Annotated in this window: 28 protein-coding genes; 18 read left to right on the forward strand and 10 right to left on the reverse strand. The window is 71.8% G+C overall.

From position 1 onward, the window contains the following. Positions 1-49: 49 nt before the first annotated feature. Positions 50-1,357, forward strand: coding sequence for an adenylosuccinate lyase (gene purB, locus C3K08_RS07840; RefSeq protein WP_104990793.1), 1,308 nt, complete (start codon positions 50-52; stop codon positions 1,355-1,357). 10 nt (positions 1,358-1,367) lie between these two features. After that, entirely contained in the window at positions 1,368-2,276 is a 909-nt protein-coding gene (locus tag C3K08_RS07845; RefSeq protein WP_104990794.1) for an N-acetyl-gamma-glutamyl-phosphate reductase, read from the forward strand. A 3-nt stretch (positions 2,277-2,279) separates the two neighbouring features. Here C3K08_RS07845 and C3K08_RS07850 read toward each other — a convergent pair whose 3' ends face one another. Then, positions 2,280-2,750 (reverse strand): response regulator, encoded by a 471-nt coding sequence (locus tag C3K08_RS07850; RefSeq protein WP_104990795.1) that lies wholly within the window; start codon positions 2,748-2,750, stop codon positions 2,280-2,282. 151 nt (positions 2,751-2,901) lie between these two features. Here C3K08_RS07850 and C3K08_RS07855 point away from each other — a divergent pair, with 151 nt between their 5' ends. From C3K08_RS07855 to C3K08_RS07865, 3 genes are read left to right on the forward strand one after another with little or no spacing between them, the layout of a single operon-like run. After that, positions 2,902-3,315: a DinB family protein gene (locus C3K08_RS07855; RefSeq protein ID WP_104990796.1), complete on the forward strand. Its 414-nt coding sequence runs from the start codon at positions 2,902-2,904 to the stop codon at positions 3,313-3,315. Further along, positions 3,312-3,866 carry an inosine/xanthosine triphosphatase gene (locus tag C3K08_RS07860; RefSeq protein WP_104990797.1) on the forward strand — a complete coding sequence of 185 codons (555 nt, stop codon included), beginning with the start codon at positions 3,312-3,314 and terminating at the stop codon, positions 3,864-3,866. Before C3K08_RS07855 ends, C3K08_RS07860 begins: the two co-directional genes overlap by 4 nt. Further along, positions 3,863-4,174 carry a GNAT family N-acetyltransferase gene (locus C3K08_RS07865; RefSeq protein WP_104990798.1) on the forward strand — a complete coding sequence of 104 codons (312 nt, stop codon included), beginning with the start codon at positions 3,863-3,865 and terminating at the stop codon, positions 4,172-4,174. Before C3K08_RS07860 ends, C3K08_RS07865 begins: the two co-directional genes overlap by 4 nt. Positions 4,175-4,234: 60 nt before the next feature. Here C3K08_RS07865 and C3K08_RS07870 read toward each other — a convergent pair whose 3' ends face one another. Continuing rightward, complete coding sequence (locus tag C3K08_RS07870; RefSeq protein ID WP_104990799.1) at positions 4,235-5,254, reverse strand: SDR family oxidoreductase; 1,020 nt, start codon at positions 5,252-5,254, stop codon at positions 4,235-4,237. Between the two features lie 49 nt (positions 5,255-5,303). Here C3K08_RS07870 and C3K08_RS07875 point away from each other — a divergent pair, with 49 nt between their 5' ends. After that, positions 5,304-5,651 (forward strand): histidine triad nucleotide-binding protein, encoded by a 348-nt coding sequence (locus C3K08_RS07875; protein WP_104990800.1) that lies wholly within the window; start codon positions 5,304-5,306, stop codon positions 5,649-5,651. Continuing rightward, positions 5,648-6,334 (forward strand): HAD family phosphatase, encoded by a 687-nt coding sequence (locus tag C3K08_RS07880; protein WP_234009010.1) that lies wholly within the window; start codon positions 5,648-5,650, stop codon positions 6,332-6,334. Before C3K08_RS07875 ends, C3K08_RS07880 begins: the two co-directional genes overlap by 4 nt. A gap of 26 nt (positions 6,335-6,360) precedes the next feature. Here C3K08_RS07880 and sdaAA read toward each other — a convergent pair whose 3' ends face one another. From sdaAA to C3K08_RS07900, 4 genes are all read right to left on the reverse strand, one after another. After that, positions 6,361-7,245, reverse strand: coding sequence for an L-serine ammonia-lyase, iron-sulfur-dependent, subunit alpha (sdaAA, locus tag C3K08_RS07885; protein WP_104990802.1), 885 nt, complete (start codon positions 7,243-7,245; stop codon positions 6,361-6,363). A gap of 118 nt (positions 7,246-7,363) precedes the next feature. After that, entirely contained in the window at positions 7,364-8,029 is a 666-nt protein-coding gene (gene sdaAB, locus C3K08_RS07890) for an L-serine ammonia-lyase, iron-sulfur-dependent subunit beta (protein WP_104990803.1), read from the reverse strand. 105 nt (positions 8,030-8,134) lie between these two features. After that, the gene (locus tag C3K08_RS07895; protein ID WP_104990804.1) at positions 8,135-8,341 is read right to left on the reverse strand and encodes a hypothetical protein; all 207 of its coding nucleotides are present in this window, start codon (positions 8,339-8,341) and stop codon (positions 8,135-8,137) included. Positions 8,342-8,398: 57 nt separating this feature from the next. Continuing rightward, complete coding sequence (locus tag C3K08_RS07900; protein WP_104990805.1) at positions 8,399-9,631, reverse strand: lycopene cyclase family protein; 1,233 nt, start codon at positions 9,629-9,631, stop codon at positions 8,399-8,401. A gap of 150 nt (positions 9,632-9,781) precedes the next feature. Between C3K08_RS07900 and C3K08_RS07905 the strand changes: the two genes are divergently transcribed. Both C3K08_RS07905 and C3K08_RS07910 read left to right on the forward strand, forming a co-directional pair. Beyond that, a complete protein-coding gene (locus C3K08_RS07905) occupies positions 9,782-10,672 on the forward strand; it encodes an alpha/beta hydrolase (RefSeq protein ID WP_104990806.1) in 891 nt (296 codons plus the stop codon). A gap of 16 nt (positions 10,673-10,688) precedes the next feature. Beyond that, positions 10,689-11,084: a hypothetical protein gene (locus C3K08_RS07910; protein ID WP_104990807.1), complete on the forward strand. Its 396-nt coding sequence runs from the start codon at positions 10,689-10,691 to the stop codon at positions 11,082-11,084. Positions 11,085-11,087: 3 nt separating this feature from the next. On the opposite strand, the gene recO is transcribed toward C3K08_RS07910, so the two are convergent. Beyond that, complete coding sequence (recO, locus tag C3K08_RS07915) at positions 11,088-11,822, reverse strand: DNA repair protein RecO (protein WP_104990808.1); 735 nt, start codon at positions 11,820-11,822, stop codon at positions 11,088-11,090. A gap of 135 nt (positions 11,823-11,957) precedes the next feature. Here recO and C3K08_RS07920 point away from each other — a divergent pair, with 135 nt between their 5' ends. From C3K08_RS07920 to C3K08_RS07950, 7 genes are all read left to right on the forward strand, one after another. Further along, positions 11,958-12,362 carry a hypothetical protein gene (locus C3K08_RS07920; protein ID WP_104990809.1) on the forward strand — a complete coding sequence of 135 codons (405 nt, stop codon included), beginning with the start codon at positions 11,958-11,960 and terminating at the stop codon, positions 12,360-12,362. 76 nt (positions 12,363-12,438) lie between these two features. After that, entirely contained in the window at positions 12,439-12,909 is a 471-nt protein-coding gene (locus C3K08_RS07925) for an MgtC/SapB family protein (RefSeq protein WP_104990810.1), read from the forward strand. A gap of 38 nt (positions 12,910-12,947) precedes the next feature. Then, positions 12,948-13,616, forward strand: coding sequence for a GntR family transcriptional regulator (locus C3K08_RS07930; protein ID WP_104990811.1), 669 nt, complete (start codon positions 12,948-12,950; stop codon positions 13,614-13,616). After that, complete coding sequence (locus C3K08_RS07935) at positions 13,609-14,541, forward strand: proline dehydrogenase family protein (RefSeq protein ID WP_104990812.1); 933 nt, start codon at positions 13,609-13,611, stop codon at positions 14,539-14,541. The genes C3K08_RS07930 and C3K08_RS07935 overlap by 8 nt, the downstream gene beginning before the upstream one ends. Positions 14,542-14,555: 14 nt before the next feature. Beyond that, a complete protein-coding gene (locus tag C3K08_RS07940) occupies positions 14,556-14,990 on the forward strand; it encodes a hypothetical protein (protein WP_104990813.1) in 435 nt (144 codons plus the stop codon). Next, entirely contained in the window at positions 14,987-16,558 is a 1,572-nt protein-coding gene (pruA, locus tag C3K08_RS07945) for an L-glutamate gamma-semialdehyde dehydrogenase (protein ID WP_104990814.1), read from the forward strand. The genes C3K08_RS07940 and pruA overlap by 4 nt, the downstream gene beginning before the upstream one ends. Positions 16,559-16,905: 347 nt before the next feature. Further along, positions 16,906-18,657, forward strand: coding sequence for a S8 family serine peptidase (locus C3K08_RS07950; RefSeq protein WP_104990815.1), 1,752 nt, complete (start codon positions 16,906-16,908; stop codon positions 18,655-18,657). 55 nt (positions 18,658-18,712) lie between these two features. Here C3K08_RS07950 and C3K08_RS07955 read toward each other — a convergent pair whose 3' ends face one another. Together C3K08_RS07955 and C3K08_RS07960 are read right to left on the reverse strand one after the other, a co-directional pair. Then, entirely contained in the window at positions 18,713-20,098 is a 1,386-nt protein-coding gene (locus C3K08_RS07955; protein WP_234009011.1) for an NAD(P)/FAD-dependent oxidoreductase, read from the reverse strand. Continuing rightward, positions 20,089-20,970 (reverse strand): UbiA family prenyltransferase, encoded by an 882-nt coding sequence (locus C3K08_RS07960; protein ID WP_104991987.1) that lies wholly within the window; start codon positions 20,968-20,970, stop codon positions 20,089-20,091. The genes C3K08_RS07955 and C3K08_RS07960 overlap by 10 nt, the downstream gene beginning before the upstream one ends. 222 nt (positions 20,971-21,192) lie before the next feature. Between C3K08_RS07960 and C3K08_RS07965 the strand changes: the two genes are divergently transcribed. Continuing rightward, positions 21,193-22,125, forward strand: a complete 933-nt coding sequence (locus C3K08_RS07965; protein ID WP_104990816.1) for a MerR family transcriptional regulator — start codon at positions 21,193-21,195, stop codon at positions 22,123-22,125. Further along, the gene (locus C3K08_RS07970) at positions 22,122-22,997 is read left to right on the forward strand and encodes a complex I NDUFA9 subunit family protein (RefSeq protein ID WP_104990817.1); all 876 of its coding nucleotides are present in this window, start codon (positions 22,122-22,124) and stop codon (positions 22,995-22,997) included. Before C3K08_RS07965 ends, C3K08_RS07970 begins: the two co-directional genes overlap by 4 nt. Before the next feature lie 74 nt (positions 22,998-23,071). On the opposite strand, the gene C3K08_RS07975 is transcribed toward C3K08_RS07970, so the two are convergent. Next, positions 23,072-23,632 carry a phosphoribosyltransferase family protein gene (locus C3K08_RS07975; RefSeq protein WP_104990818.1) on the reverse strand — a complete coding sequence of 187 codons (561 nt, stop codon included), beginning with the start codon at positions 23,630-23,632 and terminating at the stop codon, positions 23,072-23,074. Between the last annotated feature and the right edge of the window lie 14 nt (positions 23,633-23,646).

The raw sequence follows: 23,646 nt of genomic DNA on the forward strand, positions 1-23,646 counted from the left end.
AGGGAAGCCGCGAGGTCAGAGGGTTCCCGGCTGCGTTACGCTGCCCATCGTGATCGACCGCTACCTGACCCCGGAGATGAAGACGCTGTGGAGCGAGGCGAGCAAGTACCGCGCGTGGCTGCGCGTGGAACTCGCCGCGATGGAGGCGCAGGCCCGGCACGGCGAGGTGCCCCCGGAAGCCTTCGCCGCCCTAACCGCCCGCGCTGCCGAAGATCCCCTCGACGACGCCTTCGCCGCGCGGGTGGCCGAGATCGAGGCGGTGACCCGGCATGACATCGTGGCCTTCACGCGGGCGCTGACCGAGCGCTACGGCGAGGAAGCCCGCTTCATCCACCACGGCCTGACGAGCACCGACGTGGTGGACACGGCCCAGAACCTGCTGCTGGACGAGGCCTTCGGGCTGATCCTGGCCGACGTGCAGGCCCTGCGCGAGGTCTGCCGGGTGCAGGCGGTGGCCCACAAGCACACGCCGACTGTGGGCCGCACCCACGGCATCCACGCCGAGCCGATGACCTTCGGGCTGAAGTTCCTGAACTGGATGGCGGCGCTGGACCGCGATCTGGAGCGGCTGCGGGCGGCGCGGGAGCGGGTGCGGGTGGTCATGCTGTCCGGGTCGGTGGGCACCTACGCGCACGTCGCCCCGCAGATCGAGGAGGAGGTCGCCGCCGCCTGGGGCTGGCAGGCCGCGCCCGTCACCAACCAGACCCTCGCCCGCGACCGGCACGCGGAGGTCCTGGCGGCCCTCGCCATCCTGGGGACCACGCTGGAGAAGATCGCGGTGGAGATTCGCCACCTCCAGCGCTCGGAAGTGCGCGAGGCGATGGAGCCCTTCGGCAAGGGGCAGACGGGCAGCTCCTCCATGCCGCACAAGAAAAACCCCATCCTGACCGAGAACGTGACGGGCTTCGCGCGGCTGCTGCGCGGCTACCTCGCCGCCGGGCTGGAGAACGTGGCCCTGTGGCACGAGCGCGATATTTCCCATTCCAGCGCCGAGCGCATCATCCTGCCCGACGCCACGAGCGCCGCGAGCTACGCCACCCGCCGCCTGACCGGGGTGGTGCGTGATCTGGTGGTCTTCCCGGAGCGGATGCTGCGGAACTTGAACGATCTCGGCGGGCTGGTCTTTTCCCAGCGGGTGCTGCACGCCCTGATCGACGAGAAGGGCATGAGCCGCGAGGCCGCCTACGACCTCGTGCAGCGCCATGCCCTGCGCAGCTGGGAGACGGGCGAGGGCCTGCGCGAGCTGCTGGGCGCGGACGAGGCCAACCCGCTGAGCCCGGACGAGCTGAACGCCGCCTTTGACCTGGGGTGGTACCTGCGGCATGTGGACGCGATCTACGCCCGCTTCGGGCTGTGAGGGGGAAAGGATGAGCGACCCAGTTTCCGTCGCCCTCGTCGGCGGCGACACCCCCCAGGGGGCCGAGTTCCTGCGGCTGGCGTTGGCGCACCCAGGGCTGGAAGTCACCGGGGTGAGCGCCCGCGCCCAGGCCGGGCAGCCCATCGCGGAGCTCTATCCCACCCTGCGCGCAGTCACCCGCCTGAGCTTCCGCGCCGCCGCCGGGCTGGAAGAGGCCGATGTGCTGGTGCTGGCGGACACGGCAGAGGGCGGCCCCCAGGAGGGCACCCGCCTGACGCTGGACCTCACGGGCCGCCGGGTGGCCGAGGCCCTGACCCCCGGTTCGGGCTGGGTGTATGGCCTGCCGGAGCGGACGCGGGGGGCGTTGCGCGGGGCCACGCGGGTGGCGGTGCCCGGCGACCTCACCACTGCCGCCGTGCTGACGCTCGCGCCGCTGCTGGAGCAGGGAGTGCTGCTGCCGCGTGGCCTGCGCCTGACCGAACTGCGGGGAGCGCCCGCACCCGCCTTTGCCGTGGGGCACGCTCAGGCCGATGAGATTGCCCGCGCCCTGCCGGGCCGCTTTCCGCTGGAGTTCACGGCGGCGGGGTTGCCGGGGCTGAATGGGCTGCTGCTCCTCGCGGAAGCCTGGGTTCCCGACGGCTACAGCGAACGCGACGTGTGGAGCGCCTACCGCGAGGCGTATGCGGGCGAGGCTTTTGTGCGGCTGTTGCCGGGCGACCCACCCGACCCCGCCCGGCTGCGCGGTACCCCCTTCATCGAGCTGGGCACCTGCCTCGACCTCGACTCGGGCCGCGTGCTGCTGACGGCGGCGCTGGACCCCCGGGGGCGTGGGAGTGCCGCGCAGGCGCTCCAGAGCCTCAACCTCGCGCTGGGTCAGCCGGAGGGAACCGGGCTGGGATTCACCGGGCTGCTGCCCTGACCCCTACGCCGGATGCGGCGGCACCCGCACGATGCTGAGCATGTACCGCCCCAGGGCCTGAATCGCCAGGTAGAAGTGCTCGAAGTCAATGGGCTTGACCACGTAACTCGCCGCGTGCGCCTGGTAGGAGCGCAGGATGTCCTCGTCGGCCTGGCTGGTCGTCAGCACGATCACCGGGATGGTCATCAGGTGGGGGTCGCGCTTGAGGTCTTCAAGCACCTCCAGCCCGTTCTTGCGCGGCATGTTGATGTCGAGCAGGATCACGTCGGGGCGCGGGCAGGTTTCATAGCCGGGGGCGCGGCGCAGGAAATCGAGGGCCTCGACCCCGTCGCGGGCCACGTGCAGGCAGTTGGCGATGCCCGCCGCCGCGAACGCCTCCTGGGTCAGGATGATGTCGGGCTCGCTGTCCTCGACCAGCAGAATCTCGATGGGGGTCGCGCTCGCCAGGGGGTGTGGGGGGTCTGCCGTGCTCATGGGGGGCTCCTGTCCTGTCTGCCCCCAGTCTGCGGGCCGGACCCGTCCCCCACGCTGAGCGGCGCTTCACACGGGCGCAACCCAGCCTTGACCTGGCCTTGACGGTCGTGCCCGCTCGGCCCCGCCCCCAGCCCTGCCGTACCCTGACCCCATGAACCTGCTGCAAGGTGCCCTGGGCGGCACCAGTTTTCCCGACCCCGAACGGCTGCTCGCGGACCTGAGCTGGGAGGACGCCTCCCGCCCGGTGATCGGCGTGCCCTATACCCTGGCCGACCTCCTCGCGCACCTCGGGGTGACCGCCCGCGCCAGCCTCGACCTCGCGGCGGGGCGGGCCGAGCAGTGGCCCGACGACCTCGACCCCTGGCCGGGGGTCATGGACGAAGCCGGGTTCCGCACCCTCCTCGTAGAACTGCGGCTGGGGCTGACCGAGGCCCGCGCCCTGGCCGATTCGCCCTCCGACCGGGCGCGGGACATCCTGACCGACCTTGCCGCGCACAGCGCCTACCACTGGGGCCAGGTCGCGCTGCTGCGGCGGGTGCTGGGCCTCTGGCCGGAGGGCGAGTGACCGCCCCGCTCGTCCGGGTGGGCACCCTCAACCCCGCCAAGCTGCGCCCGGTCGCGGAGGTCTTCGCGGCGTGGTGGCCCGGCGCGGCGGTGGAGGGAGTCGCGGTGCCCAGCGGCGTGCCCGAACAACCGCTGGGCGAGGCGCAGACCCGCGCGGGGGCGTTGAATCGGGCGCGGGCGGCGCTGGCCCATCTGCCCAGCGGGGATGGGTGGGGCGTGGGGCTGGAGGGCGGCGTGGAGGTGGCGGGCGACGAGGCCCGGCTTTTCGGGGTGGTGGCGGTCGCCCGGCGGCACTCGGGCGGGGTCCAAATGGAGTGGTCCCGCACCGCCGACCTGCGCCTGCCCCCTGAGGTCGCGCGGCGGGTGCGGGGCGGCGAGGAACTCGGCCCAGTGATGGACGCGCTGCTGGGCACATCGGGCATCAAGCGGGGCGTGGGCAGCGTGGGCGTGCTGACGGGCGGCCTGCTGACCCGCGCGGACGTGTGGCGGCAGGCCGTGATCCTGGCCGCGACGCCCCTGCGCGGGGCTTCCGGGCTGTACCCTGGGGCATGACGAGCGAACCGCAGGTGGTCAACAACGAGGCCGAGAACCGTTACGAGCTGCGGGAGGGCGACGAGGTGCTGGGGTTTGCCGAGTACCGCCCGGCGGGTCAGGCCCTGATGTTCAGCCACACCGAGATCGACCCCGCCCACGAGGGCAAGGGCCTGGGCTCGCGGCTGGTGCGCGGTGCCCTGGACGACGCCCGCGCCCAGGGCCGGGAGGTCGTGCCCATGTGCCCTTTCGTGGCGTCGTACATCCGCGAGCACCGCGAGTACGTGGACCTCGTGCAGCCGGGGCAGCGCGGGGTGTTCGGGCTGTAATTGACAGGACGGGAAGCCCCCTCGCCCGAGCGACGAGAGGTCTTCTTCTGTTCCCAGTTCCTACGTGGTTTCAGGCTTGACCGTCGGGCCGCCCTCGTTCAGGTCGGCCTCGGCCCGCTGCTTGATGGGGTTGCGCTCGGTGACCCTCGTCTCGGCTTCCGAGCCGGGCACGGTGGGGGCACCCGGCACCGGGGCGGGGAGCAGGCGGCCCCCGAGGGCCAGCAGGTCGGCGGTGAGCTGCGGGGCGAGGGCCTGGGCATAGCGCAGCAGCAGGGCGGGACCGCCCACCATCGTCTCGGCGTCGCCGCGCACCAGGGCGTCCACGATGCGGCGGGCGGCCTCGGCGGCGTCGAGCGAGAGGACCGGGGCGTTGTCCACGGTGGCGAAGAGGGCGTATTCCTTCTCGGCCTGCCCGGTGACTCCGGCGTGGCGGGGGCTGCCGGTCCGCATCAGGCCGGGGCAGACGGTGGTGACGCCCACCCCCTCCCGCGCGAGTTCGGAGCGCAGGGCCTGCCCCAGCCCTGCCACCGCAAACTTGCTCACCGAGTACGGCGCGAGGTGCGGCACGCCGACCTTGGCCCCCACCGACGCCACGATCAGCACCCGCCCGCCCCGCGCCCGCAGGAAGGGCAGCGCGGCCCGCGTCAGCCGCAGCGGGGCCAGGGTGTTGACCTCCAGCGACTCGCGGAAATGCTCCTCGGTCATGTTCTCCAGCGGCCCCACCGTGATGATTCCGGCGTTGTTCACGACCACGTCGAGGCGGCCGTGCTGCCGGTTGGCCTCCTCGACCGCGCGGCGCACGTCGGCGTCCACCGTCACGTCGCCGGTCACGGTGTGGACGGTGGCCCCCCGCCCCCGCAGGTCGGCGGCGGCGCGGTCGAGGTCGGCGGCGGTGCGGGCAAGCAGGGTCAGGCGGGCGCCCCGCGCGGCGAACTCACGGGCCAGGGCCAGTCCCAGACCACGCGAGCCTCCACTGATCAGGACACTGCGGCCCCGCAGGTCGAAGGGCGCATTCAGCAGGCGGCGGGCGCTCAGCAGCCCCACCCCGGCAGCCAGCAGCAGACGCTTGGGCACTCTCATACCCCCGAGTGTGCCCCTCCCCCGCCCGCGAACTCCCTAGAGTGAAGGCATGAATAACCCGCCTGCCCCCTCTCTCTTCGAGCGCATCATCGCCCGCGAGCTGCCCGCCGACGTCGTGTACGAGGACGACCGCTTTGTCGCCATCCGTGACATCGCGCCCAAGGCCCCCATCCACCTGCTGGTGATTCCGAAAAAGGTCACCACCCGCGTGGACGAGATCACCGACCCCGCCGAGATGGGCGAGCTGTGGCTGACCGCCGTGCGGGTGGCGCAGCAGCACGCAGCCGACTTCCGGCTGGTCGTGAACTGTGGGGCCGGGGCCGGGCAGATGGTCTTCCACACCCACGTCCACATCCTGGCCGGATGGGACGGGGCACCGGGGAGCGACGTGCTGTGATTCTGCAACCCTTTCAGGCCATCCTCTTCGACCTTGACGGGGTGCTGGTCGACAGCGAGGAGCTGGCGAACGGGGTGTGGGTGGAGCTGCTCGCCCAGCACGGGCTGACGCTCGACCGCGCCCGGTTCATGAGCCGGGCCGTGGGCAGCACCCACGCGGCCCTCTTCGACTGGCTGCGGTTGGAATACGGCTGGGAGCGGCCGGAGGGCTTCCTCCCCGACCTCGACGCGCGGCTGGCGCGGGCCTTTCACGCGACCCCCGCCATCGAGGGCGCGGCCGACACGCTGGTGGCCCTGCGGCGGGCGGGACTCCCCTTCGCGGTGGCGAGCAACAGTCTCCGCGCCCGGCTGCACCTCAAGCTGGAGGCAGCGGGGCTGGCCCTGCTGGTGGGCGAGCACGCCTACGACCCCGCGCATGTGGGAGGCCGGGGCAAGCCGCAGCCGGACCTGTACGCCTACGCCGCCGAGCGCTTAGGCGTCTCCCCCGCCCGCTGCCTCGTCGTGGAGGACAGCGTGACGGGCGTGCTGGCAGGAGTCAGTGCCGGGGCGACCGTGTGGGGCCTCCTCGCGGGCGGGCACGTTCACCCCGACAGTGCGGCGGCGCTGCGGGAGGCCGGAGCGGTGCGCGTGCTGAACGACCACGCGGAGTTGCGGGCGGCGCTGGGGCTGACGGTGGTGGCGTAGAGCGAGGGGAGGACGGCCCACCGCCTCTACGCCATCGGCAGCTCGATCATGCCGCCCTCTTCCCTACGCCCCTCCATGCGGGCGGTCACGGCGAGGCCGGTCGGCGTCTGGGCGAGGCCGCCTTCGGCCGTCTCACGCAACTCGGCGGGCATCAGGCGGCCCACCGAGGCCATCGCGCCCACCACCTCGTCGGGCGGGATGAAGGATTCCAGCTGCGCGAGGGCGAGTTGCGCCGCGCTCACCGCGTGGACGGCAAAGAAAGCGTTGCGGCTCACGCAGGGCACCTCCACGTAGCCGCCCACCGGGTCGCACACCAAACCGATGGTGTTCATCAGGGCGAGGCTGGCGGCGTGAACGGCGGCGCGGGGGGTGCCCCCCAGCAGTTCCACGACGGCGGCGGCGGCCATCGCGGCGCTCGACCCGATCTCGGCCTGGCACCCGCCCGCCGCGCCCGAGATGAACATGCGCTTGCTGATCGCCTTGCCCACCCCGGCGGCGAGAATCATGGGGTCCACCAGCCGCTCGTCGGGGAGGCCGAGGTGGTCGGCCACCCCGAGCAAGGCCCCCGGAATGGTCCCGGCACTGCCCGCCGTCGGCGCGGCGACGATGCGGCCCATGCGGGCGTTTTCCTCGTTCACGGCCATCGCGTAGGCCTGCACCCGCTTCAGCAGCGGGGCGTTGAGCGCGTCGGGCGCGTCCCACAGGCCCTTGGCGTTCCAGCCCACCATCCCGGTGATGCTCTTCGCGTCCGAAGCCAGGCCGCGCTCCACCGACGCCCGCATCTCCCCGATGCGGCGGCGCATCTCGGCGCGGATGTCGGCGGGGTCCAGGCCCGTCTCGGCGCAGTCCTGCGCGAGGACCCACGCGGAGGCGGGGGCCGGGGCATTCATCAGGTCGTGCAGGGTGGTCATGGGGGGAGCCTCCTCCAGAGGGGTCTAAGGGTCGGAGAGTCGAAGGGTCTGAGGGAACTGGGCGCCGAGCTTCTTAGACCCTTCGACCTTTTGACCCTGAGACGGCGGCGAGAGCCGCCTAGCCGTCCATCAATTTGGGCAGCAGGCGCACCCAGTCGGCATCAGGCCAGCGGCCGAAAAAGGCCAGGGCCTCGGGGCTGAGGGGCGCGTCGAGTTCGATGGCGACGAGGGCCTGTCCGCCCCGCGCGGCGCGGGTGCAGGTCAGGGTGGCGATATTGACCCCGTCGGCAGCGACCGTAGCCGCGATGCGGGCGATCATGCCCACCGCGTCGGTGTAGCGCAGCAGCAGGGTGGGAGCCGCCCCGCTGAAGTTCACGCCGAGGCCCTGCACGTGGGTCACCAGAATGACGCCGCCGCCCGTGGAGCTGCCCTGCACGGTGACGCGTCCGCTGTCGCCCTGCACCTCGATCTGCGCGGTGTTGGGGTGCACGTCCCCGAGGTCCACGTCGCGGAACTCGACGGTCAGCCCCGCGGCCTCCGCCTCCTCGAAAGCGCGGGGCAGGCGAGGATCGTCCGGGGCGTAGCCCAGCAGCCCCGCCACCAGCGCGAGGTGCGTGCCGTGGCCCCGGCCCGTCTTGGCGAAGCTCGCGTGCAGGCCGATCACGGCCCGGCGCGGGGCCTCACCCAGCAGGTGGTGGGCCACCAGCCCCAGGCGGCAGGCCCCCGCCGTGTGGCTGCTGCTCGGCCCGATCATCACGGGGCCGATCATGTCGAGAAGGGACATGGGGGAAGTATAGGCAACCCCCATGAGGGGCGTCCGGGGCGGGGGGACGCGGAAAACGGCGAAGGGCCGCCGCTGCAACTCAAGCGGCGGCCCTCGCGGTCGGCTTTACTGGTCTTCGCTGCCGTCCGTCAGCTCCGAGAGGTTCTCTCGCAGCTCCTCCAGCTTGCCTTGCCCGGCCCCTTCCGAGAGGCCGTTGGCGTCCATGTTGCCGGTCGCGCCCTGCATGGCTTCCTCGACGATCTCGGTCTGGTTGGTCGCGTAAGTGTGGCCCTGGTCCTGGGTGGGGTCCGTGGTGGTGCGGTCGTCGGTCATGCCCCAGGGTGGGCCGGGCGGGGGCGGGGGCGGATGTGGAGGACGCGGCGACGAATCTTAATCCAGCGCCGAGAGCAGCGCCCGACCACTCGTTCCCGGCTGCCCCAGCGCGGCGCGGGCAAGGGGAAGGCGAACCCGGTTCGGCGCGTGGGCGAAGAGCCGGAGCATGGTGCGGGCCAGTGCCCCCGCATCCGTGCGCGGCGCGAGAAAGCCGTGCCACTGGTCGGCGGGCAGGCGGAAAAAGGCGGAGAAGAAGGCGGGGAGTGCGTCCCCCGGCAGGGCCAGCAACGCGTCCACCCCCAGCAGGGCGACCTCGCGGGCGGCGCGGCGCTCCTGGGGCCACAGGGCCTCCCACCCGGCGCGGGTAGCGGCAGCGGGGCCACAGGCGGCCAGCGTTTCCGCGACCGCCCCCGCCACCACGGGCGCGTCGGCCAGCGCCCCGGCCACCTGAAAGCCGCTCACCGGATGCACCAGCCCCGCCGCCGACCCGAAGGCCAGCCAGGGACCGGGCCGGGGGGCCGCCGTGTTCATGGGAAAGGCGACCCACTCGACGTGCTCGACCTCGCGCGGGGGCGTGCCCTGGGCGGCGAGGCGGGCACGTAGGCGCTCACGCAGCAGCGAGCGCGTGACCCCAGGCCGGGCGATCAGGCTGGTCTCCTCCACGAGGTAGCGGTCCCCGCCCAGGTGCATGGTGTACAGGAAGGTCGGCTGGGCGCGGACCTCGGCGGGCGGGAGGTGCCCAGCGCGGTAATCCATCCAGACCATGCCGCCGGGAGGACCGGGGGGGCGGTCAAACTGCGCGACCACGCCGTAAGCCGTCTGGAGGGCCGCGCCGCCCGGCCTCACCGGGGCACCCAGACTCCCGCCGTGGCCTCCTGCATCCACGACGACAAAAGCCCGCCACGTCTCGCCGTCCGTGCCGCGAACCTCCCAGCCCTCCCCCACCCGGTCGGCTCCGGTAACCTGGCCGCGCGTCCAGCACAGGCCATTCCCCGCCCGCGCCAGCAGGCCCTCCAGCAGCCGGGCATTGTCCAGCAGGGCGTAGGGCCGCAGCAGGGGTGTCGCCTCGGCCCCGGCATAGACGCGCACGTCGCTCCAGACCTGCGCGAGGGCGTCCCGTGCGGGCGCAGGTACCTCGTCCAACCACGCGCCGTAGGTCGCCGGAAAGGGGCGGGGCAGGTGCGGGGCCACCAGGCGCACGCTCAGGCCCCGCGCGGCGCACGCAGCCGCCAGCGCGACCCCCGCCGGGCCTCCTCCCACGACCAGCACGTCCGTGCCTCCCACCGTCATCCCCGGCAGGCTAGCGTGGGAGGCGAGCGTGGGAGTGTGGGGGTTCGTGCGGCCGGGCTGACGGCGGGTGCGCTCCGGCTCAAGGCCGCCTCAAGCCCGAGTGTGCCCCCCATGCCAGCCGGGAGACGGCCTGCCCGCTAGCCTCCCCACATGTCTTCCCGTTCTGCTCGCCGCCTGCTGCCCGCCCTGGGGCTGCTCGCCCTCGGCCTGACCCTCGCCGCCTGCTCGGGCCAGACGGCCGGGGCGGGTGCCCAGGGCCTCCTTAACGCGGCCGTCAGCACCCGTGGGCTGGAGGTCACCCGCGACCAGCGCTACGGTCCCGACGCCCGCAACGTGCTCGACGTGTACGCGCCGCCGAACGCGCGGAATGCCCCGGTGGTGCTGTTTGTCCACGGCGGCTCGTGGCAGAGCGGTGACAAGGAGGGACACAAGTTCGTCGGCGAGAGCCTCGCGCGGGCGGGGTACGTGACGGGCGTGATGAACTACCGCCTCGCGCCGCAAAACCGCTACCCCGCCTATATCCAGGACACCGCCGCCGCGCTGCGGTGGATGCGCGACAACGCGGCCAAGTTCGGCGGCAACCCCGACAGCCTCTTCGTGAGCGGGCACTCGGCGGGGGCCTTCAACGCGGTGGAGGCGGTCGTGAACGAGCGCTGGCTGCGCGAGGCGGGCGTGCCCATCCGGGCCGTGCGCGGCGTGATCGGCATTGCGGGGCCGTACTCTTACGACTTCCGGGACTTCCAGAGCCGGGTCGCCTTCCCCGAGGGCGGCACCCCCGACGAGATCATGCCCGACCGCCACGTGCGCCCCGACGCGCCGCCCCACCTGCTGCTGGTGGCCGAGAACGACACCACCGTCCACCCACAGAACGCCCTGAATATGGAAGCCGCCTTGAAGCGGGCCGGGGTTCCCGTGACCCGCACGGTCCTGCCGCGCCTCAACCACATCACGGTCGTGGGGGCGCTAGCCCGGCCGCTGACCTTCCTGGGGGGCACGCGGCAGACGGTGATCGACTTTATCGAGGCGCACCGGTTGAAGTGAGGGCAGACTGAGGGAGATGCGTCCCCTCTCCCCTTCTGCTCCCTGGAAAGGCCCCGTGGTTGCCGGACTGGGCTTCCTGACCGTCTGGGCGCTGTGGCCGCTGATCTGGCTGGGACTGAGTTTCGGCTCTCTCCGCACTCAGGAGACGGACGCCGCGCCTCTGCTTTGGGCTGCGCCCGGCGCCTTCCTGAGCGGACTGGTCAGGGTTAGCGGGGCACCTCATCAGATTGACGGTCGGTACCTGTTGCGCTCGGAGGACAACCTGGACCGTAAGCTCAGGAGCGCAGGCTGGACGTTTGTCGACCAGATGGGGGCGAGCCGCTTCTACCACCAGAGCGAGGCGAGACTCACGACGACCTGCCGCCAGTTCAGCCGGTACTTCTCGGTCTGCAACGCTGTAACAAAAGACTGAACCTCAGGCCGGGGCCACCGCCACCTGCGGCACCAACTGCCGCCAGCTCTGCACATTGCCCACCTGCACCGTCACGAAGCGCTCCAGCGCCCGCCACAGCGCGGGCCGCTCGTCTTCCGGCACGGGGTGCTCCATGCTGACCCGCACCGAGCGGCGCACGACGTTCCGCAGGAAGTCCAGGCTGGCCGGGGGGTAGGTGGGCAGGCTGGAGCAGTCTCCGCACAGCAGTTGCCCCCCCAGCGGGTCGGGGTGTGCCGGGTCGGGAGCGCCGCAGCGGGCGCAGCGCGAAGTCTGGAGGACGAAGCCCGCCAGCCCCAGCAGCTTGTAACTCATCACCAGGGCCACCCACTCGGGGTCCGGCTGGTGCGAGACGCCGCGCAGCGCCCCGGCAAACAGGTCGAAGGCCTGCTCGGAGAACTCGCCCTCCTGAAACAGGGCGTCGGCGAGTTCAGCCATCAGGTGCGCAAAAGCGTAGCGCTCCGGCTCGGCCAACCGGGGAAGTGCCCCTTCCAGCACCGCCTGCTGCACGGTGGCGAGGTCGGCCTGCGGGGTCTGGTAAAGCTGCACGCCGACGTGGTGAAAGAGGTTCAGGCGGCTGCTCAGGGCGCCGCGCACGCCCCCCCGCGCGATGGCCTTGACCTTGCCCTGCGGGGTCAGCAGCGTCACGATGATGTCCCCGGCGGGCGTGACCCGCCGCCGGATCACGATGCCGCTGCGGTTGGCGCTGCGCGATCTCACAGCCCGCAGTCTAGGACGGCGGGCGCGGGGCGAGGGGGCGAGCGGGCACGGTTGGGGGACGCCCGCCCCCTGCGTGACGAACGGCTGAAACTCCCCCCACGTTCGGGCCGGATAGCCTCCCGTACACTCGTCCTCATGAGCGACACGCCCCCCAAGAACCACAGCGCCCGCGACGTGTTGCGGGAACTGTTTCCGGAGTCGTACCGCGAACTGTTCGGGGAGGCGCAGGGCCAGGACTCGCCCCTGACCCTGGGCCTCTACCCGGTGGCAGACGGACGGCTCGCCCTCGTGCACGGTGACCAGCTCGCCGAGTTCACCCCGCTGGACCCCAAGGGCAAGAACGCCCTGCACTGCGACCTGTGCCACTTTACCCGCTCGCGGCAGGAGGCGGCCTTTTACCGGGTGGTGATCGCGGCAAGGCGGACCCGCTACGTGACCCTGTGCCTGGACACGGCAGCCTGCCAGCGCCGGGCCGGAACGCGCGGGCTGGCGACCCTCGCCGACCGCATCTTCCCTATTGAGCCGAGTTACGCGGACTGAGCGGGGAGGGGAAGCCTGACCCTGGTGGCGACTGGTCACTGGCGACTGGCGACCCCCCATGCCGTACCCTGCCCACATGGATACCGTCTGGGCCGAACTGGAGCTGATGCGTGGGCTGCTCGCCGCCTTCGTCCTCAGCGGGCTGATCGGCTGGGAGCGCGAGCAGCTCGGCCGAGGGGCGGGCCTGCGGACCTACATCCTGATCGGGGTCAGTGCGGCCCTCTTCGTGGTGCTGGCCGACACCCTGATCGTGCGCTTCGGGGACAACTCCGAGCTGGTGCGCTTCGACCTCGTCGGGGTGCTGGGCGCGGTCGTCAGCGGGGTGAGCTTCCTGGGGGCCGGGGCGATCTTCTCGGACCGCAGCAGCGGGCAGGCCAAGGGGCTGACGACCGCCGCTGGAATGCTCGCCACCGCCGGGGTAGGCGTGGCCTGCGGCCTGCACCTGTATGTGCTGGCGACCGGATCGACCCTCCTGATTCTGTTCACCCTGGGCGTGTTGGGACGGCTGGCCGATCGGCATAAGCCGGAAGGGGAGCGGGGACACTGAGCCGGAGGAAGGCTCTCTCGCTCCAGATTGGATACAATATCCAGGTGCCTCCCTCCTTCGAGCGCCCCAGCTTGGTCCGCGACGGTGTGTATGACCACCTGCGCCGGGCGGTGCTGGACGGCGACTTTCTGCCCGGCGAGCGGCTGGGCGAGGCCGAACTGGGCCAACGCCTGGGCGTGAGCCGGACCCCGGTGCGCGAGGCGGTGATGCGCCTGACGCAAGAAGGGCTGCTCGTCGCGGAAGCGAACAAGGGCGTGCGGGTGCGGCAGGTCAGCGCCGAGGAGGCCCGCGCCACCTACGTGGTGCGCGAGGAACTCGACGGGTTGGCGGCGGCGCTCGCGGCGGCGAACCACACCGCCGAGGACGCCCGGCACCTGGAGGAGGCACTCGCCCGGCTCGGCGCGGCGCGGACGGAGGACTACCGGGTGCAGACCCGGTTGGACCTCGCCTTTCATGCGGCGGTGACGGCGGCGGCGCACAACCTTCCCCTGGCGGAACTGGCGCGGGGCCTGGAGCAGCGCGTGGCCCTGATCAAACACCAGACCCGCACCTACAACGCCCACCCGGACACGGCGGCGGGGCACACGGCGATTCTCGCGGCGGTGCTCGCCCGCGACGCGGAGGCGGCCAGAGAAGCCGCCCGGCGCCATGTCCGCACCTTCGCCCCCCTCGTGCTGGAGAACCTCGGAGTCAGACCGCATGCTTGACCAGATTTACCGCAAGGCCGTCCTGACCGTCTCAGGACAGAAGTTTGTCGAAGACCTCGTGCGCTCGCGCGGCTGGGGAATGGCCCAACGCTTCGTGGCGGGCGAGGACGCCTCCTCCGCCATCCGCGCCGTGCAGGACCTGAGCCGGGACGGGATTCTCGGGAACCTCGACCTCCTTGGGGAATTCGTCGCCTCTCCTGAGGCCGCCAACGACTTCGCCGGGAAAGTGCTTCACCTGCTCGACGAGGCGCACGCGGCCGGGCTGACCCCCTACGTCAGCGTGAAGCTCTCCAGCGTGGGCCAGGGCCAAACCGTTGAGGGCGAGGACCTCGGCCTGAGCAACGCCCGGCGCATCGTGGGGCGGGCCAAGGAATACGGCGGGTTCGTGTGCCTCGACATGGAGGACCACCCCCGCGTGGACCAGACCCTCGCGCAGTTCCGCCTCCTCGTGAACGAGTTCGGGCACGCGCATGTCGGTACCGTCCTCCAGAGCTACCTCTACCGCTCGGAGACCGACCGGGACAGCCTCGACGACCTGCGGCCCAACCTGCGGATCGTGAAGGGCGCGTACCTGGAACCCGAGTCGGTCGCCATGCCCGACAAGGCCGACGTGGACGCGAGCTACCGACGCCTGGTGTACGCGCACATGAAGGCCGGGAACTATGTCAACGTCGCCACCCACGACGAGTCCATCATCGAGGACGTGAAGCTCTTTGCCCTCGCGCACGGGGTCAGCAAGGACGCCTTCGAGTTCCAGATGCTCTACGGCATCCGGCGCGACCTGCAACAGGACCTCGCGCGGCAGGGCTACCGGGTGCGGGCGTATATCCCCTACGGGCGCGACTGGTACCCCTACTTCTCCCGCCGCATCGCGGAAACGCCGCGCAACGCCGTCTTCGTGCTGCGCGGGATGCTCAAGGGCTGAAGGCGGCAGCGGGCGTGCTGTATCCCGACGGCGGCCACGTGAACGGCTTCTACCTGGGGCAATTCCTGGGAATGTTGGGCTGGCGCTCCGGGCAGGCGGCGCACCCGCTGACCTATCTCGACCCCGACAGCGAGGTGGGGCTGGACACGCTGGCAGCGCTGCTGCTGCCGCACCTCGACGCGCTGGGCGAGGCGCAGGAAGCGGCGCTGGCCCGCACCTGGGCCTACGCGATGGCCGAGTTCGACGACCGCGACCTGGGCTGGTTCCTGCTGGGCCGCCTGCCCGAACCGCCCCGGCACCCCCGCGCCTTTCTCACGGGCCTCGCCCGCCGCCTCTTTCCGGGCGGCCTGCCCGACCCTGACCCCCACGCCCGGCGGCTCGACCGCCCGCAGGACTCCCTCTTCGACCTCGTGCCGCCGCTGACACGCGGCCCCCGGAGTGCCCCATGATCAAAGTTCAGGACTACCGCCCTCAACCTTTCACCGACTTTACCCAGCCCGAGAACGTGCAGGCCTATCAGGAGGCGCTGAAAAAGGTCCGCGCTGAACTCGTCGGCAAGCATTACCCCCTCGTCATCAACGGCGAGCGGGTGGACACCGCCGAGCGGCTCACCTCGCTCAACCCCTGCGACACCTCGGAAGTCGTCGGCACAACGGCCAAGGCCACCATCGAGGACGCGCAGCGTGCCCTGGACGGCGCCTGGGCCGCCTTCGAGAGCTGGAAGAAGTGGGACATGGACGCCCGCGCCCGCATCCTGCTCAAGGCCGCCGCGATCCTCAAGCGCCGCCGCCTCGAAGCGTGTGCGCTGATGAGCATCGAGGTTGGCAAGAACTATGCCGAGGCCGACGTGGAAGTCGCCGAGGCCATCGACTTTCTGGAGTATTACGCCCGCTCCGCGATGAAGTACGCGGGCTTCGGCGCCGCCGAGACGACCTGGTTCGAGGGCGAGGAAAACGGCCTGCTGTACCTGCCCCTCGGCGTGGGCGTGAGCATCAGTCCCTGGAACTTCCCCTGCGCGATCTTCATCGGGATGGCCGCCGCGCCGATCGTGGCCGGGAACTGCGTGATCGCCAAGCCCGCCGAGGATTCCGGATTGATCGCCGGATTCATGGTGGACATCATGCTGGAAGCGGGGCTGCCCGCCGGGGTGCTGCAATTCCTGCCGGGCGTCGGCAAGGAGGTGGGCGAGTACCTCACCACCCACGCGCGGACGCGCTTCATCACCTTCACCGGGTCGCGGGCGGTCGGCCTGCACATCAACGAGGTCGCCGCCAAGACCATGCCCGGCCAGAAGTGGATCAAGAAGGTGATCCTGGAACTCGGCGGCAAGGACGCGCTGATCGTGGACGAGACGGCCGACCTGGAAGTCGCCGTGACCGCCGCCGCGCAGGGCGCTTTCGGCTTCAACGGCCAGAAGTGCAGCGCCATGAGCCGCCTGATCGTGGTGGACGAGGTGTATGACCGGGTGGTGAACGCCTTCGTGGAACGCGCGAAGTCGCTCAAGATCGGCACGGGCGAGGAGAACGCCAACGTGACCGCCGTGGTCAACCAGATGAGCTACGACAAGATCAGCGGCTATCTGGAACTGGCCCCGCAGGAGGGCCGGGTGCTGCTGGGCGGCCAGCCTCTGCGTGAGGTGAACGGCAAGCAGGGCTACTACCTCCAGCCCACCATCGTGGGCGACGTGGACGCGCACGCCCGGATCGCGCAGGAGGAGATCTTCGGGCCGGTGGTCAGCGTGATGCGGGCGCGGGACTGGAACCACGCGCTGGAGATCGCCAACTCGACCGAGTACGGGCTGACGGGCGGCGTGATCAGCAACAAGCGCGAGCGGCTGGAGCAGGCGCGGCACGAGTTTGAGGCCGGGAACCTGTACTTCAACCGCAAGATCACCGGGGCCATCGTGGGCGTGCAGCCTTTTGGCGGGTACTACATGAGCGGCACAGATTCCAAGGCGGGTGGGCCGGACTACCTCGCCAACTTCCTGCAACTCAAGAGCGTGACCGAGCGCTGGTGAGCTAAAGGCAGAATCAACATTGAAGGGCGGGCGCCGTGATGGGTCGCCCGCCCTTCCCTCAGGTGACGTGGAGCCGGATGGACACAGAAGGATAGGCGATTGCGCCGCGCTCCGGGGCGAATGTGTGGACAGGCATGCGGCATTTCCCCGACTCACAGTACGAATCTGACTGATTTTTGACCGATTCCAAAGCTGTCTAGACCGTGTAGGAGTGTACTTCTCACTACGCTCTAGTATTCGCCCCACATTCCATTCATCTGAACGGGACATTCCTCCCAGTTCCTTCCACACCGGGGACCGGTGCGGCCGCCTTCGTCTATCGCCTTCTCGCTTTTCCAGAGGTTTCCATGACGCACACCCGCACCCTGCTCGCCGCCACCCTCGCCCTGACGCTCGCCGCCTGCGGCCAGCAGACCCAGGCCCCGGCGCCCGTTGCCGCGACGCCCGCTCCCACCGCCGACGAGGCCATCGCGGGCGCGTACCTCGTGGGGTTCAGGGAGAATGCGCTGGGGGCGCAGAGCCTGGGTGCCCAGGAGCTGGCGGCGCAGGCACAGCTTCAGGCGCAGGCCATCACGGCGGCGGGCGGCGTGCTGACCAGCCAGTGGGCCGAGATCAGCGCGGCGGCGGTGCGCCTCAGCCCCGAGGCGCTGCGCAAGCTGGAGGGCAACCCCCTGGTGGAGTACGTGGAGCCCGACCTCAAGCGGGTCGCGCTGGGTCGCCGCAGCGGAACGACCGACGCGCAGGGGGGCGGCGGCCTGAGCGCCCAGGGCCTCTCGGCGCAGGCCACCCCGGTCTACACCGCGAGCGGCGAGACCACCTGGGGCGACACCGCGCTGAAGGTGCCCACCCTGCGGGCCAGCAACTACACCGGGGCGGGCGTGGCGGTGTGCATCGGCGACACCGGAATTGACGGCAACCACCCCGAGTTCGGCAAGAAGCTCAAGGGCTTCAAGAACTTCACGGGTGAAGCAGGCCGCGACAACGCCTACCTCCTGAACGACGTGAACGGGCACGGCACGCACGTTGCCGGAACGGTATTTGCCCAGTACGGGACGGGCACCGGGGCAAGCGGGCAGCAGGACGGTATGGACGCGAACGGCGTGGTCGGCGTGGCGACGGGCGTGAACCTCTACATGGCCCGCGTGCTGGGCGACGACGGCTCGGGCAGCTCCAGCGGCATCATCAACGGGGTAAACTGGTGCGCCGCGCAGCTCAAGTCGCAGGGCGGCACCGAGGCCAAGGTCGTGATCAGCCTGTCTCTCGGCGGGGGCCGCGCCAGCAAGACCGAGCAGCGGGCCTACACCAGCGTCTACAACAAGGGCGCACTGATCATCGCCGCAACGGGCAACGACGGCGCCGCCGTCTCCTACCCCGCCGCCTACACCAACGTGGTGGGCGTGGGGGCGATCGACGACGCGGAAACCAAGGCCGACTTCTCCAACTTCGGCACCCAGGTCGATCTGGTCGGCCCCGGCGTGAGCGTGCTCAGCTCGGTGCCGCTGGGCCACGGGACCAAGGCGAGCGCCTCGGGCGGCGGCGTGACCTTCACGGACGTGCAGGCCGCTGACCTCAGCGCCAAGGCCACCTTCACGGGCACCGTGGTCGCGGCGGGCGGCACGAACAACGAGTTCTGCGGCGTCGGCACCCGCAACGCGGCCCTCAGCGGCAATATCGCCCTGATTTCGCGCGGCACCTGCTCCTTCGAGGAAAAGGTCGCCAACGCGGTCGGCAGCGGCGCCAAGGCCGTCATGATCTACAACAACGCCGCCGGACCGCTGGGCATGAGCCTGACCAACAGCTACAGCGTGCCCGTCGTGGGGATCACCCAGGCCGACGGCCAGGGCCTGCTTGCCAAGCTGCCCACCAGCGGCACGGTCAGCGTGACGGGCGCGGACTACGAGTACTTCAACGGCACCTCGATGGCGACCCCGCACGTCAGCGCCGCCGCCGCCGTGGTGTGGGCCGCCAAGCCCACCCTGACGAACACGGGGCTCCTGAACCTGCTGACCTCCACCGCCAAGGACCTCGGCACGGCGGGCAAGGACAACAACTTCGGGTACGGGCTGGTCAACCCGCTCAAGGCGATCACCGGGCAGTAAGCCAGACCTTTCAAAGGGCCGCCCTCCTTCTTGGGAGAGCGGCCCTTGGAGTTTGCTAGCCCCCTGAGCCTCGGTCCTCTCCGATCAGCCGGTCCACGGTCAGCGCCCCGCCCAGAATCGCCGGAATGCCGCCGCCAGGATGCACGCCGGTCCCGACCTGCCACAGCCGGGGCAGGGGGCGGTAGGGCTGCGGGTGCAGGGGACCGCCGCGCCACGCGGGGAGGGCCGCCCCGTAGATCGCCCCACCGGGGTGCCCGCCCGCCGCGTAGTGGGCCGGGGTCAGGGCCACCACGTCCCGCGCCGAGGCGAGCAGGCCGGGCACACCGAGGGTGCGCTCGACCCGCTCCACCTGACCGCGCACCCAGGGATGCTCGGGGCCGAGGTCACGCCCGGTGGCCGGGGCCGTGAGCAGCACGGCGAGACGGGGGCCGTCGGCGTGGACGAGGGCCAGGGTGTCCGGTGGGAGCGCCCCGGCCCGCGTCGCCGCCCGGAAGGTCCCAAAGTCGGCGGGCGGAATCACCGAGGTCGCGGGCAGCCCCGACTCGCCCGGAAGCGCCGCGTAGAGGGCCACCCCGCTTACCGTGCGCCGCTGGAGAGGCGAGCGGACCGGGCGGCCCAGCAACGCGGTCAGCCGCGCGGGGTCAAGGGCACTGACGAGGAGGTCGTGGCGCCGGACCTCCCCCCCCCGCAGGGTCAGGGTGCCGGGCCGGGCGTCCACCCGAATCACCTCGGCCCCCTCCTCCACCCGCACGCCCCGTACCCGGCCTAGGGCGAGCAGGGTGTCCAGCAGCCCCCCCATGCCGGAGGCGGGCCGCGTCACGTCCCCGGCGGCGAGGGCCGGAATCAGGGCGTAGAGGGCGGGCGCGTCCTCGGGAGCAAGGCCCGCGTTCAGCGCGTGCGTTCCTACCGCGTGGGCCAGCGCCGGGGGCAGCCGCCGGACCCAGCCCGCAGCCGTGAGGTGCGCCCCGGTCGCCCGGAAGAGGGCTGCACTCGCCCGCTGGAATACGGGGTCGGTCAGGCGGGGCGGGGTGGTCAGCAGCGTGGTCAGGTGCCCCGCCAGGGGCCGGGCGGCGGCGCGGTAGGTCTCCCAGGCCGCGGAGAGCGGGTGCCCCGGCGGCACGGGGAGGGGCACCGCCCCGAACGGCGTGTGGTGCAGACCCAGACCACCCGGCAGGGGCCGCAGCTCCAGGGGGTCGCCCTCCTCGCCCAGCCGGGCCAGCAGGGTCCGCCACACCTCCGGAAAGGTAAAGAGGCTGGGGCCGGTATCAAATTCCAGCCCCCCCACCCGCACCCGCCGCAGCTTGCCCCCCGCCCGGTCCCGCTCGTAGACAGTCACGGCGTGCCCCCGCGCCCCCAGCAGCGCCCCCAGCGCGAGACCCGCGAGGCCGCCGCCAAGAATGCCAACCGAGCGCGGCGAAATGCCCCCCCCGCTTACGGCCACAGCCCCCGCGCCAGCAGGTACACCAGCGGCACCCCCGCCACCGTCCCCACGACCCAGGGCGACAGGATGCTGAGGGGATACAGCCGCGCGGCCCGCTCGGGGGTGGGTTCGCGGCGCAGGGCGAGCGCGAGGCCGCCGCACAAGCCCCAGAGGGCCAGGGCCGTCAGTTTGGAGACGGGCCACAGCAGCGCCCCGGCCAGGGCGAACCACGCCAGGGCGTAGAGGGCCGTGCCGGGTAAGCCCAGCGTGGTCGCCACCGTCCGGACCCCGGCGGCGCGGTCGGCGGGCACGTCCTGCGCGGCGTCAAAGGCGTGCTTGCCCACCGAGTAGGCCATCAGGGCGGCCAGCGGCAGCGCGGGCACGGGCTCCCCCAGCGCCAGCGCCGGGAGCGCGAGGGGCAGCGCGTAGGCCACGTTGCTCAGGCCGTCGAGAAAGGGACGGGCCTTGAGCCGCACCGGGGGCACGCTGTACGCCGCGAACAGGCCCGCCGAGAGCAGCAGCACGAGCAGAGCCGGAGGCGGGAGCAAGAACGCCAGCACCGCCAGAAACGGCGCGTTCAGCCCCAGCACGGCCCTCAGCAGCGGTCCCCCCTCCCCCGGCCCCAGCCGCGCTCCCTGCCACCCCCCCTTGCGCTCGGAGGCGGCGTCTTCCTCGCGGTCGGCGAGGTCGTTCAGGCCGTAGATCAGCAGGTTGAAGGGCAGGGTCAGGTAGGCGAGCAGCGCCACCAGCCCCGGTTCCAGAGTCCAGAGCCGCCCGGTCAGCCACAGCCCCACCACGAGCGGCCCCACCGTGTTGACCCACAGGGCGGGGCGCGACACAGCGAGCAGCCGGGCGAGGGGGGGCAGGTGGGCAGGCAGGGTCAGGGAGCGCATCGGGGGGAAAGCGGCCAGACTGGGAGGAGGCACGGGCCGCTGCCCGCGCATTGTAGGGGGCGGGGGCCGGGACAGGTTGCCGCCTCCCCCCCGGGGACAGCCCCCCGAGGACGGCAAACCTTACGGTCCGCACGCGCCCGGCGTGGCCCAATGGGGGCCTGCCCCCGCGGCCTCCCCCCCCCGCCTCCTCCTCGTTTCTCCCCCGACCTCCCCAGGAGCCTCATGCCCGAAGACACCCTCCCCGACACCACCCCCCTCTTCACGGCCGCCGAGGCCGAGACGCGCACCGGGGTGCCCGCCGCGACCCTGCGGCAGTGGGAACGGCGCTACGGCATTCCGGCTCCGGCCCGGAGCGCCAGCGGCTACCGGATGTACTCGCCCCTCGACCTCGCGCAGATCGGGCGGATGCAGGCCCTGCTGCACGACGGGGTGCCCGCCAGCCGCGCGGCGGAACTCGCCCGGCAGGAGCACGCCGGCCCCGCCCCCGCTCCGGCGGCGCCCAGCGCCACCCCGCAAAAGCGGCTCTCGGACGAGCTGCTGGCCGCCTTGCTGGCACCGGACCTCGACCGGGCAGCGCTCGTGCTGGGCGCGGCGCACTCGCAGTTTCCGGTCGAGGAGGTGGTGCTGGCCGTCATGGCGCCCACGCTGACAGAGATCGGCACCCTGTGGGCACGGGGCGAGATCACGGTGGCCCACGAGCATCAGGCCAGCGCCTACGTGCGCGGGCGACTGATGGGCCTGCTGGAACTCGCGGGCCGCGCCGAGTTCGGGCCGCGCGTGCTGGCCGCCTGCGCTCCCGGCGAGCGCCACGAGATCGGGCTGCTGATTCTGGTGCTGCTGCTGCGGCGCCGGGGCGTGCAGGCCGAGTACCTGGGCGCCGACCTGCCGCTCGCGGACCTCGCCGCCTACGCCCGGCACCGCCCCGCCGACGCCGTGCTGCTGGGCCTCAACGGCGAGTGGGCGCTGGGGCCGACCCAGGCGCAACTCGGCGCCCTGCGGGGGCTGCGCCTGCCCATCTTCTACGGCGGGGGGCTGCTCAATGCCCGCCCTGCCCTCGCCGCCGAACTCGGCGGGCAGTACGCGGGGGCCGACGCCCAGCGGGCTGCCGATACCATCGTCGCGGCCCTGCGCCCCGGCGCACAGGAGGAGTCATGAAGATTCTGGTCACTGGAGCAAGCGGGTTTGTCGGGAAGGCGGTCGTGGCTGAACTCGTGCGGCGCGGGCATGCGGTCGCGGCCGGGTCCCGCCGGGGCGAGGGGCTGCCGGGCGCCCCCGGCGTGACCCTGGACGTGACCGACCCCGCCAGCGTGCTGCGGGCGGTGACGGGAGCCGAGCCCGACGCGCTGGTGCATCTGGTGGGCATCATCGCGGAGGAGGGCACGCAGACCTTTGCGCGGGTTCACGTGGAGGGCACCCGGCACGTCCTCGCGGTGGCCCCCCGCCCGGTGCGGTATCTGCACATGAGCGCCCTGGGCGCGGACGAGGCGAGTGCCAGCGGCTACAGCCGCTCCAAGGCGCAGGCCGAGGCGCTGGTGCGCGGCAGCGGGCTGGACTGGACCATCTTCCGGCCCAGCCTGATCTTCGGCCCTGGCGACGACTTCTTCGGGCGGGTGCTGCGCGACCTCGTCTCCACCGCCCCGGTGGTCCCCCAGATTGGGGACGGCCGCTTTCCCTTCCGGCCCGTCAGCGTGGAGGACGTGGCGCTGGCCTTCGCGGAGGCGCTGGAACGACCAGAGACGGTCGGCCAGACCTACGAACTGACCGGCCCGCAGGAGTACACCTTCCGCGAGCTGCTGGAACTGGAACTGGGAGCGCTGGGCAAGCGCAAGCCCATCGTGCCCGTGCCGCTGCCACTGATGGACCTGATGGTTCCCGCAATGGGTGTGCTGCCCAAGCCGCCCATCACCCGTGATCAGTACGCGATGCTCAAGGCCGGAAACACCGCTCCGCCCGAGCGGGCGCGGGACGCCTTTGGCCTCCCGATGCGGCGGCTGCCGGACGCGCTGCCGGGGATTCTGGGACGGTAGGGGAAAGACCCCTCACCCAACCCTCTCCCCGTGGGAGAGGGTTGGGTGAGGGGTCCTGCTTCCACCAGCCGCTCTCAAACGCTCTTGGGCAGCTCCTGCAAATACGTCAGCGGCAGCGTGCTGTCGCCCTGCTTGAAGGCGGCGAGGTAGCCGACCAGCGTGCCGCCCGAGCGCTCCACGAAGCGGCCCAGGGCCTGCGCGGTGCCGCCCGAGGCGATCACGTCCTGCACGACGAGCACCTGCTTGCCGCGCAGCCGCTCGGCGTGCGGGCCGTCGAGCCACAGCGTTTCGGCCACGCCCATCGTCATGCTGGGCACGTCCTGAATCAGCGGGGACTGCATGTAGGTGCGGCGCTTCTTGCGGGCCACCACATAGGGCAGCCCCGCGCGGTCGCTGATCTCGTGGGCGAGGGGCAGCGCGTTGGTGACCACCGTGAGCAGCACCTCGGTGCCTTCCGGAATCAGGGGCACGAGGGCCTCGGCCACGGCGTTGGTGAACTCGCTGTCGCCCAGAAACTCGACGAGCGGCACCCGCCCCACGCTGCCCACCCGCACGGTGGGAAGGTCGCGGGTCACGCCCCCGACACTGACGCGCAGGCCATGGTGTTCGGTGCCAGGCTGTTGGGTGAGGGTCATGCCCCTACCCTATC

The sequence above is a fragment of the Deinococcus sp. NW-56 genome (assembly GCF_002953415.1).
Lineage (GTDB): Bacteria > Deinococcota > Deinococci > Deinococcales > Deinococcaceae > Deinococcus.